The sequence below is a fragment of the Desulfoluna sp. genome, from assembly GCF_030145185.1.
Classification (GTDB): domain Bacteria; phylum Desulfobacterota; class Desulfobacteria; order Desulfobacterales; family Desulfolunaceae; genus Desulfoluna.
On the sequence record NZ_JAQYWB010000001.1, the window covers coordinates 124,285 to 136,305 of the forward strand.

Annotated in this window: 1 protein-coding gene (only partly in view); it reads right to left on the reverse strand. The window is 58.9% G+C overall.

The annotated features are described in order from the left end of the window. Positions 1-12,021 carry the 3' portion of a hypothetical protein gene (locus Q1Q75_RS00470; protein WP_300666920.1) on the reverse strand. Its footprint extends 24,222 nt past the window's final position, so only the last 12,021 of its 36,243 coding nucleotides appear in the window; the start codon falls outside the window, past its right edge; the stop codon is at positions 1-3.

The window sequence follows — 12,021 nt, forward strand, 5'->3', positions numbered from 1 at the left end:
CTACCATTTATTGTAGCGACGCGACTTCATCTTGCGATCCAGCGACTGGAGCGCCTCATCCTGCACGACCCGATCTTTTCGTGTGGCAACGGAGGAGAGAAACCCCCATCCCATGCTGCCGGCAGCGATGATCCCGGCTTTTTCGTCCAGGCGCATGGCATCAAGATCCTCCAGATTGATCTCCGGCTCCTTCAGATCGCCCTCACCTGATTTCTGCGTATCCATATCCCCTTCAAGATGTTCGGGTTCCACCTCAAGGATCGTGCGATACTCCTTTCCCTTCCAGATGAAGGTGCACTGCTCGCCGTCACAGTTTTCTCGGGCGCGAGCAAACGCCTCGGCAAAGGATCCGGGTTCCAGAACCGTTTCGGCCGTTTCGACCGCCAGGCCTGCATCATAGGCGCGGCCATTCCAGACGAACTGATCTCCCGCCTTCAGGCCTTCGGCCCGGGCCGCTGAAAAGGCCTCTTGAAAGGTCATCCTGGAAGACTCGTTGACATCGTTTTTCACCGCGTCTGGACTTAAAGAAACGGCCTCTTGAGGGGCCGTGGGTCCGACATGGGTCCTGCGCTCTGAATGAGTCGCAGACAGGCGGACAGGCACCACAGCGGAAGCGTGAGACTGCGGTGGCAGCTCTTCCCGCAAGCGGGAGGAAGGCAAAAATTCTGTTTGCTGGCGCTCTCTCTTTTCATGTTGATAGAGGTTAAACTGGGTACTCGCCAAAAGATCGTGATCACCCTGGGCCAGGCGCACCATCGACTGAACCGTCCCGTCTGGATCCATCGTAATGCGGGCGTATTCGCCTATGATGATGTCTTCTGACAGAGTGCCGTGAAAGGTATCACCGCCCGCTCCGCCCATCATGATATCGTTGCCAGCGCCTCCGGAGAGGACATCGTTGCCACCCGTAAAAGGGTCGATGGTTTCAATGGAGCGGGATTGCCCTTCCCTGAACGTGACCCTGCCGCCATCGCCCATCAAAATGTCATTGCCGGTACCGCCACTCAATTGATCCGCGCCCTGGCCGCCGAACAGGAGATCGTTACCAGTGCCCCCCTGGAGCCTGTCTGCGGAGTCCCCCGGGCTCTGGAAGGTTTGCACAGAGCTCAGCGTATCAGGACGCTTCGCTCCGTCATAGGAGACCAGACCGTCATCCCCCAAAAGCACGAGGTCAGAGTGCCAACCCGAGGCATCCATCGTGTCCGCGCCCCCTTCGCCCAGACACACCACCAGCCCATCGGCACCGGGGCTCTCGTCTATAAACCGGACCCGATCGTCGCCGTCGCCCGTGCGCAGCGTGGTGACGGCACCCGCCATGGCCCCGTCAACCGTCACATCATCTGCCCCGCTGCCGAGCCAGAGATTCACCCCACCTCCAAAGGTCCCGCTGGTTTCATAACTGACGGCGCCGCGACCGCTGGCATCTCCTGTGCCGGAGATACCGGATTGGCTGATCACCAGACCGGAGCGACCGGAGCGGTTCCCCCTGTCACTAAGGGTGAGGCTGTTATTCCCATCACCGGCGTCGATGTGCAGATCACCGCGAATGCCGTCGAGGGTGCCTTCGATGTCCGGTGCGTCTGAGGAGACAACAAAGGCATCATCCCCGCCCCCCCCCAAAATCCGGCTGACAGAGCCTGCCGATATGCTCTGGATATTAAAGGCATCGCTGCCGCTGCCCAGAGAGATGTCCATCTCCTCGATAAAATCATACCGGATGCCTTCAGACATCCCCAGGCCGGTGAGACGGCAGTCGGTCAGGGTCCCTGTGTTGTCATCGGTGTTACCCGAGTTGTCAACACTGAGGGTGTCGATTCCTTCGCCGCCATGGACGGTCAGCAGGCTGGCAAAGCCATCCATGACACCGCCGCTGTTAGAGATCAGGGTGACCTGGCTTCCCACTGACAAAGAGTCGTCACCAGCCCCCAGCCACACGGTGGTTGGCATGCCCCCGGTAAGACGGGGAAGCACAACCGTGTCATTATCAGCCCCACCGGTCACGGTTAAAGAGTCGCCCTCGATGATGCCCTGAAGGTCCATGATGCTGCCGATGCCGTCATCGGCGTTGCCAAAATCTCCGAAGAGCTGCACCGCGCCGGCCGCCTTGAGGGTGGAGCCTTCTTCTAAGATTAAATCATCGCCAGCCTGCAAGACAAGATCCCCTGCCGTCGCATGGAGAGTGACCCCGGCTTTGACGATGAGATCATCCACCTCAGCAGGCGTACCATCCGTCGCATCATCCGTGGATAAAATGGTAATCGCCGCTGCCTCAATGGATTTCGCAACGGTCACCGGACTCTCTGCCTTCAGAAAAATAGCCCCGGCCGCCTTAATCCCCTCATCCCCGCCCAGGCCACCCACGGTCAGATGACCGGTGTTATGTATCCATACCCCTCCGGCCACGGAGTTTCCTTCCAGAAAACCAATGGCCGTCCGCAGGGGGTGGTCCTCTTCGCCGATATCCGTCCGAGCATAAAGCCGGGTGGCGCCTGAAATAACATTATCCTCTTCATCAGACCGACCATTTAAAATACGGGCAGAGCTCGCAATAAAGGCCGTATTCCCAATCCCCGTGGCCACCTGATCTATCCTTAGATCTCCCGTGGTCTCGATCAGGTGAGCGTTACCGGCGCTTTGAGCGGTCAACACCCCTGGAGCGGAAGAAGAGGTGTTGATGTCAAGATCGTTCAAGGCAGCGCCAAGGGACCCGTGCTCTGAAATCAGCGTGATGGAATTTCCGGTGATGTCCACCACAGGCCGACTGGCAAGCCCTGTCCCATCATCGGCTGCGTCTAAAATGGACCCCTCGGCCCGAAGCGTTACGTCGCCAGCCGTGGACATGACCTGGGAGATATTCATGTTCCCTAAGGTCTCGGCAAAGAAAATATCCCCTCCGGCGGTGACATGAATCAGGCCGCCCTCCACAAGGTCCACATCCAGCAAATTCCCAGCGACCCCCACAGAGCCCCCAACCGTCAGGTCTAAAGAATTGGCTTTTATATTCCACTCGTCTCGGTGGATGGCGTCCGTCAGGTTCCCCGTCACTTCAAGGGCTACCCGCCCCTGACCGGAGTAGAGGGTATCGAGGGCCAGATTCCCCACAGCCCGAAGGAAGATATCCCCATGGGCACGGGCGGTAAAAACGGCCGCCGGTCCTGCTTGAATCTGCAGGGCGTTGTCGGCAGAGCCGATGGCCCCGTGGGCGGCCTCAATGATCAGGGTCCCGTTGCCGCTGACATTAAGTTGCCCGTCATCGTCAGAGCTGAAAATATTATCCGACCCCTTGATGCGAAGATCGCCACCGGCCTCGACCCTGTCGATATTGATATCCTGCTCCGCACCCAGGTAGAGGTGATCCCGGGCCGTAATGCTGATAGCACCGCTGGCGCTGATATCAATATCATCATGCAGGGTCACCCGCAGGGTGGCGACGGTCTGCTCCGGATCATACATGTCGACGATATGTCCGGCACTGTCCAAACCTGTCATGTCATCCCGTTCAGCCGCGGCCAGGGCCACCTGCTCCTCCGGCGTCAGGTTGTGATACCCTTTGCTCAGATCGATATCCAGTCGATCCGTGATGGCACCCACGCCGCCATGAAGGGTCGTCACGCTCACATTGACCCCGGTGATATTGGCCTCTTCCAGGCGCGTCTCTGTATCACTTTTATCCCGCAGGACCCCTGGGTTAAAGGCGGTGGTGAGCTCAGCGTCGGTCCAGGCATACCCCGCCGTCAGCTCGGCATACACCTCACCGTTCACATCCAGGAGGAACTCGAAGTCGCGGTCATAACTGTCCCCATAACCGCCCCAGACGAGATGCAGGCTGTGATATTCATCGGTTCTCTTCAGCTCCAGGGCGATGATGGCCTTGTCAATCTCAGCTTCACTCATCCCCTGCTGCTGGTAATCATCGTGGTAATAAGACCGCTCGCCCTCAGACAGGGACACCTGAAAGCCCGCGTCGTAGTGGCCGGGGTCTGCCTGACCGTTACGGAAACTCCAGTAACTCTGATACTCCCGGTTCCTCATGCCTTCATAGGCATGAACCATCTCATTTCTGGCCCCATCGGCAGCCGTGCCGGTGAGCATCATATCACTCCACAGGCCCCGCAGTTCGGTGATGGCCCGCTCATCCCGGGTATCATTGGCGTTGCCGTCAAGAAGATCGCCCTCGGCGACGTCCAGAGAGACATCCCCACTGACCGAGGTCAAGGACTCAAGGGAAAGATCCCCATGTCTCTGGCTGATATGGATATCTCCGTACGCCGTGGCCTTCAACCCGTCGGCTCCGCACGCAAGGCCAAAGGCCTCCGCCGCAGTACCGATGGTTGTCCCGGCCTGGAGCTCTATGCGCTTTGCCGTCACCACCCCGCCTGCATCCAGATTTCGAATGGCACCGTCCGCCTTAAGGGAAAGCTTCCCGGCGGTGCTTGCCTCTCCCAGCACCAGGTCGCCTGCAAGCTCCGTGATGATGACATCACCAACGCCCCCCCGGGCCACGAGATGGCCCGCCTCGGACAGATCCAGGAGCAGAGCGGTTCCATCCTCGCCGCCGATCCCATTTTGTGCGGCAAGGGTCACGGTGTCCCCTTGCAAAATGGCCGAGGCATCGGTCTGCACAATGGCCCCACTGGCCGTAAGGCTTGTCTCCCCCTTCGTGTTGACAATGGAGCCGTCGACCAACAGATCTCCCGAGGTCGACACGTCGATGGTCCCGGAGTCCCGCCCCACAAATTCAATGACGATGGGATAATCGGCCTTGACGCTGACATTATGAAAGACCTTGTCCGTCGACTGGTAGACCTTCTCGACATGGTGCTTGGTGGTGGAAAAAATCGACCACCCATGGTGGGTGTCCCATTTTCGCGTTGAGATCAGGGTCTTTTTTCCAGGGTCGGTTTTGAAATTGGTGATGACGTCTGCGCTTCCTGACGATGACGTCCCGTCCCCCTCCCAGGCCACATAATCCCCACCGGCCATGGGCGTGGCGACGCCTGTCACGGAAGACTCCTTATCCGCTTGCTGACCCGGATCAGCCACCAGCCAGTCTATTCCCCAGAAGTCTTCGCTGATCCACTCCTTGGTGGTGGTCACGGAGCTGTCGGTCCCCGTCACATAGACATACCGCTGCCCAAGCTCAGGCTGATACGCACCGAGGCGTGCTCCGCCCAGGGACTCACGGGTGATGGTGGTGCTGACGCCTTCATCAATATTGGGATTTCGGTTGGCCGTATCGAAGATGTCAATTTTGCCGTGCACGCCCTCCCCGCCGGTGTCCAGCCGGTTGATCTCAAGATCAAAGTCGGTGTTGTTCTTGATGGTAATCTCCCCAAACCCATCCATCACCTTGAGCACCCCATTGCCCGTGCTCATGATGTGGCCTGCCAGGCGCATATACCCGCCTTCCACCACCACCGCATCCACCTCAATGCGCTTCGTCTTGAAATTGTACCAGGTCCGGATCCCTTCCCCCGCGTTGCTGGAAAGGGTGAGGGTGTCCGGGTCCCCTTCTTTATGGGCCGCTATGGCATCGGCAATGGTTTGGTTCAGGCTCTTATTCAGGGTCACGGAGCGTACCGGCTTGCCGCTTTGAATGGTGCCGTTGATATTCAGGAAGCGAGCACTGATAAAGACATTGTTACCAGCAAGGATCGACCCGGTCTTGAAGGTATGGATCGCCCCACTGGCTAAGCTGGAATCCAGGGAGATGATCTTCTTCAGTACCTCAGATGGATAGAGTCCCCCGGGGTCATGGCCGATGCCCCCGGAAACAGCCAGGGCATCCTCCCGGCTGGCGGCCAGCCGGAACGACCGTGCATCAACGGTAATCACATAATAGGTTTTCCCATCCTCCAAGCCCCCGATGGCGTTGCCCCCGTTACTTTGATAGACCACGGAATCCCCTGAATGGTAGCCATGATCCACAGTCAGGGAGATCGTGTCGGTCCGCTCCACAAGCGCCGGGACTTTAAAGGTGAAGGAGAAAGCCCCCATGGAGACCTCATGGTATGCCCAGTTCCCTGCGATGGCAACCAACCGGCTGCCAACGGCAGACGCCGGGTTGATGTCGGCTGAGGCAACAGAGGGGATCCCATGGGGGAACCCGCCGATGTGCTGAAAATGATCACTGGTCAGGACAAAATCCCGGCCCGCATCAATATCGATGGTTTTCGCCGTGATGGAGTCTTTCACCAGCACGCTGCCCTTATCGTTATGCAGGCTGACCGTCCCGAGGATATTTTGCACCTCACCGCCCACGATAATATCAGGGGCCGTCACGTCCATACCACTTTCAGTGGGATTAAAGGTATTCTCCACGTAAATGGTCGGGTCGGCGCTGGACTCCGAGGTGATCACCGTGCTGAAACCTGCCGTCCCCAATCCTGAATTACGCTGCGCGATCTCGTCGTTATCGTGCACCTGGACGCCATTGTGGAGGACCTGCCCCCCCCGTGCCCCGGAGATGGCCAGGTCCCCGGTCCGAAGGTAATACGAACTGTGGTTGATCAGATCGATCCGGGCATCCCCGGCGCTGAGCAAACGCCCCGTCCCGGCCAGGGTGGCCCCGGTGACCCGGATGTTCCCCGAACCGGCCTTAATATCCGGCACATCAATGTAGGTCACCTTGTGCCCCTCAATGGGGACAAGGATCCCTTGCGCATCCACATACGCCAGCTTCAGATCTTCAAGCTGCCGGAGAATCTGCTGGATCTGGTTTTCATACCCCTGAACAGCTGCCGTGTTGCCATGGTGTTCCACCTTCAGGCCCTGTAACCGAGTCACTTCCCGGGTGAGGCTTAAAGCGAGGTCTTCCACGGAGTAGGTGATCTGCCCGATCCCGTCACTGATCCCGGAGCCTGTCAGGGTCACCCCAGTCAGACTCGCGCGGTCCTGAACCGACTCCGCGGCGTGCAGGATCAGCACCCGACCGTCCGCTGAAAGGGAGGCGACCCGGTATGTACCGTCATTGCCATCCGCTCCTCTCACCGTAATGGTCTGGCCATCCCGGAACCCATCAGCCACCCAGCTCCCGCTCTCACGCGTGATGGTATCGGACGCGTTGGCGTGGTGGGCAAAGGTCAAAGCCGGGGAGCCTGTCATCACAGAATCCTGAACCGACACGGTTTGCGGGGCCTTGACGCCGAGCTGAAGGCCGGACCTGTCGGTTTCTGCCGTCAGGGAAATCACCGGATCCAGATAAATCATGCTCCCGTCGGCTGAAATCTCGGCGATCTCATAACGGCCCTCGTTTTCAGAGGCCCCTGTAACCTCCATCACCTGGCCAACCACGAACCCGTCGGTGTGGAAATTCCCCGCGGATCGCTCAATGTAATCTCGGCTGTCAAGGTGTTCAAAGGAGACGGTGACGTTGGCCGTCACCTCCCAGGATTCCCTGCCCCGAGCATCCAGACCCGTCACATCGGATTCGTCCACCAGGCTGTCATCCGCCGACAAGGTCAAGACGCGGCCATTGTCCGAAATCCCGGCGATGGTATAGAGCCCCTGGTTCAAGCTCGTCCCGGCGGACAACTGAATGCACTGACCGACCTCGAACCCATCATCACTCCAGTTCCCCATATTCCGGGTGATCGTATCGGCACCGATGATGTGGTGATCACATTCAAAGGAGAGTGAGGTCAGGGCCGCGCCCGGCGCCGACAGACGGGCCGAGGTGCTGCCCGCTTCGTCGACCAGGCTTCCATCGGCCAGGTGAAGCACGCGACCTTCATCGGTGATGGACTCAATGATATAGGTATTATCGTTGTGGTCGGAACCGGCCACCGTGATGGTATCGCCTGCCTTGAACCCATCATCTCCCCAGCTTCCCATATTCCGGGTCATCGTATCGGCCGCACCGGTCACCGGGGCAAACGCCAGGGAAAAGGCCGCCAACTGATCCCCGTCGGCATTCGTTATGGTGGCGTTGAGGGTTTCCATCTCGGTGGTCAACACGTCGCCATCAAAATAGAGAGTCAAGCCGTCTGATGAAATGGATGCAATGGTTAAAGTGTCATTATTCGAATCGGACCCTTCCACAGTGATCGTATCGCCGATTTTAAACTTGTCCTTCACCCAACTCCCCATGGTGCGGGTGAGGGTATCGTCCGCATCGTCCACCTGGACAAAATCCAGGGTCAGGACACTCATCGTGGCACTGGAAGCCATGACTGTGGCCGTGGTGCAGGCGTCCTCGGTGGTCACGCTGCCATCAACCAGAAAAAGAGTCTGGCCATCACCTGAGATCGATTCAATGACAAAACGCCCCTTGTTGGTGTCAGAGCCCACCACGGTCAGGGTCTGGCCCTCGGCAAAGCCATCCTCCGTCCAGCTGCCCATGGAGCGATCAATGGTATCGGGGCCGCCTTCAACCGCGGTGAATGTCACGCTCAGCTCATCCAGCGTTATCACCGACGAGTTCATCCTCGTAATAGACAGTTCACTGCTGTGAATCGACTCTTCCGTGAGCCCGCCTGATTTCAGGGTGAGGACCAGGCCATCGTCTGAAATACCCGCTATTTCGTAGAATCCATCATTTTCTTTCGAGCCTTTCACGGCGATCATCTGACCGATGGCAAAGCCGTCATTGGCCCAACTCCCGATCTCGCGCGTCACCAGATTATCCTCCAGCGTGAGCGGGGTCAGCCCTTTAAGGCTCACCTCATAACTGAAGGTGGCATCATCGTTTGTGGCGCTGTCGGTGAGATGATACCCGGAATCCAGATAGAGGGTCTGGCCGTCGGCGGAGATTTCATCAATCAGATAGCGGCCGTCATTTCCATCGGCGTCCGTCACCGTAATCAATTGCCCCGTGGCAAAACCCTCATCAAGCCAACTTCCAGAAGGACGGGTGACGGTATCGCGGCTCTCGACATGAACAAAGGACAAATCCGGATTACCGACCATGGTCACATCCGAGGTGGATTCCAGGTCTTTGCCGATGATCAAAAATTGCTTGTTGTTGGACCCAGCCTCTGCGGTCCCGTTCACCGTAACAAGCGTCTCCAGGACTTCATTGGACGTACCCCCCGTGATTTTAAGAGAGACCACATCCCCCGCGCCGAAGAGATTGCCCACCCCGTTGATGAGATCCTCGGCAAGCCCTGCGTACATATCCTGGTAGGCCCAATTGCCCTGCGCCGTTATATCACCGGCGCAGGCGTTCAACACCACATCCTGGGCACTGCCCACGTAAGCGCCTTCGGCAATGTTCACACTGCTATTCAGGGAGGCATCGGCCCGGGCGGAAGGATCGGAGGAGATGGCAAAGGCTGTTTTGTTCCACAGGTCCGTTCGCGCCTTCACCTTAATGTCCGTGCCGGTGCCTGCCGTGTCTTCCCCGGCCTCGAGGATTACATCGCCTTGGGCCTCAATGACGGCGCCCGAACCAATATCAACCCGATTCACAGCATTCACGATAGCCAGCGAGTCCCCTTGGGCAAACCCGGCCAGGCCGTAAACCTTGCTGTTGGCCACCGCCTGAATGTCTGTTTTCGTCCGGGTGCTTAAGGCAATATCGCCCACACTCTCCAACCGGGCATTCCCCACCGTTACCGCCGCCTCGTTGGTCTTATTGGTCACGGTGGATTTGGCCAGGGCAGCGGCAATGGCACCCCCGGAGTCCAGCTTGACCTTATCTTTGGCGAACACATCGTTGACTGCCGTCATACGCAGATGCCCCGGCGCCAAGGTGTCTCCAATCACCGACAGGGTGGACCCGTCAGCCACGGAGATAAGACTGGTGTTGGCGATATCCGTCACGCTGGCGGCCGCCGGAAGGTTCAAGGCGCCGCCGGAGCCGGACACGATATTGTATTCCCCGGCTATCCCGTCTTTGACAATGCGATTGTTTGCCGTTAAATCGATCTTCTTTGCCGTAACATCGACGTTTTTGCCCATGGCGGTCAGGACCTTGCTGTCAACCTTGTTTGCAATCACGGCCCCACTGGCACCCACCAAGGAGGCGTTGGTGCCGTTGACCACCGCATCGAATTTTGCGGTATGGTCCGTATCCATATGGAGTGAATCCACCTGGATACGACGGTTTTCCACCCCGTCGTTTATAAACGCCGTGGTGGTGCTGTTGCTGGTCGTACCTGCCACGGCGGCACTGCCGGCGACCACCCCGCCGCTGCCTGCGATGGTGGACGCAAGATTCGTATCCACACCGCTCGCTTCAATCTTCAACTCACCACCGCTGAACGACACGCCACGCCCCAGACCCGCCGCAAGGGTTGTTTCAGATGACGCGAAGGTCCCGGCCAATCCGGCGGCCACCAAGCCGGCTGCCGTGCTTTTCGCCTCAGCGCTCTGGGTGATCTCACTTTCTCCGCGAATCACCGTGGTTCCCGAAATCACAAGGGTCGCCTGATCAGCCACCGTGCTGCTCACATGTCCCGTATTAACGACCGTACTGCTCGTCCCATCCACACCCACCAGCCCCCCGGCTGAACCGGTCGCGGTGGCCTTGGCGGCAGTTGTCCCCACCCCCTGGCCATGCCTGGCCCGAACCGTCAGATTGTCTGCCGTCAGGTGTCCACCAACAAATGCCCCCACATCCGATCCGAGGAGGGTCTGCGCTTGCGAGACGCCCACCGCTGCCAGACCGGCATTGACCCCGGCCGCATCAGCCACTGCCCGCACGGTTGACTCTGCTGCGATCGTCACATCACCGTCGACAATAATCGTTGAATCTCCGGTATACGCCTGAACGGTCGGATCAATCTGAGCCTTGGCCCAGTTGCTCGAACCGGCACCGACCCCGGCGGAGACCGCTTTAACCGAGGATTCAACCTCTCCATCATAGGTCGCCGTGATGGCAAGGCCAGTGACAGAATCAAGCCCCAGGCCAATTTCAGCAAACGGGCCGACATAGGCGGTGGTGGACCCACCCACGGAGGAGTCGGCCAATGTGGCACCCGCCGCAACCAGGCCGAAACTGGCGCCAAGGCTCATGGCGCTGATGTCAGCCGTTGAGTGCGCCGTGATCTTGAGCTGGCTTGCTTTTACAATGGCGGCAACCTGATCCGATGCGGTGCCGGTGATATAAGCCGAGGTGTCATTGCTGACATCGCTGTGAACCTCAGCCCCACCGAGGGCCGCGCCAATGGCACCTGACAGACTCAAGGCAAGAGCGTTGATTCGACTGTTATCCTGCGCATCGAGATCCACCGTTCCGGCTGCAGAAACCGTAGACACCCCCTGAATGAAGGCGCTGATCTCGTTGTCTATCCGGCTGTCGGTTTCCGAGGCGCTCACGGCCACGCCACCGGCCGCCCCGATTCCCAAGGCCAGGGACGCGATCCGGGCGTCTGACGTGGCCTGAACCGATACAGCGTCGTGACGCGAGGTCACATCCGCGTCGACCAGGGACGCCAGGACCTTATTCTTGATTTTACTTCCCGAACCCGCGGCGCTGCCGGCAGCAAGTCCGGCCCCCCCGATACTTCCGGCAAAGGAGAGGATGTTGACCGCCAGATCAATGGATGAATCAGCGAGAGAATCACGCAAACGATCCGCCTCATCACTCGGCAGGAAGGCATTCAGAAGGTCCTCGGAGATGCTGTCGGGAGCCTTCTCTATGGCCGAAACAAGGACGCGCCCGTCAGCCGTCACCGTTGCATTGGAGACCAGGGCGCTGGTGGTGTTCTTAAGGTCGTTGAGGGTGACCGAAGCCTGGCCTGCGGCATACCCTCCTCCAGAGATACCTGCGGCCAGGGTTCGAATACGGGCTGAGGAGACGGACTCAAGAGAGATTCCCCCATCTGCAAGGACCGTCGCGCCAATAACAGTCGCTGCGGTGCCGGCCGCTCCGGGAATCACCATTCCGGAAATGGCCGTTAAGGTCGTGTTGCCGATCAGGTTTTTGGAGACAGCCGCTCCGGCCGCATAGCCAGCGGAAGCAGAAAGCCCGATGGCTATCGAATCCACCCTTGAGCGATCTGTTGCCTTCAGGGAGACGTTACCGACGCCATCGGCATCCAGCACCCCGGCATGAACCCATGCCGCCACGGAATGATC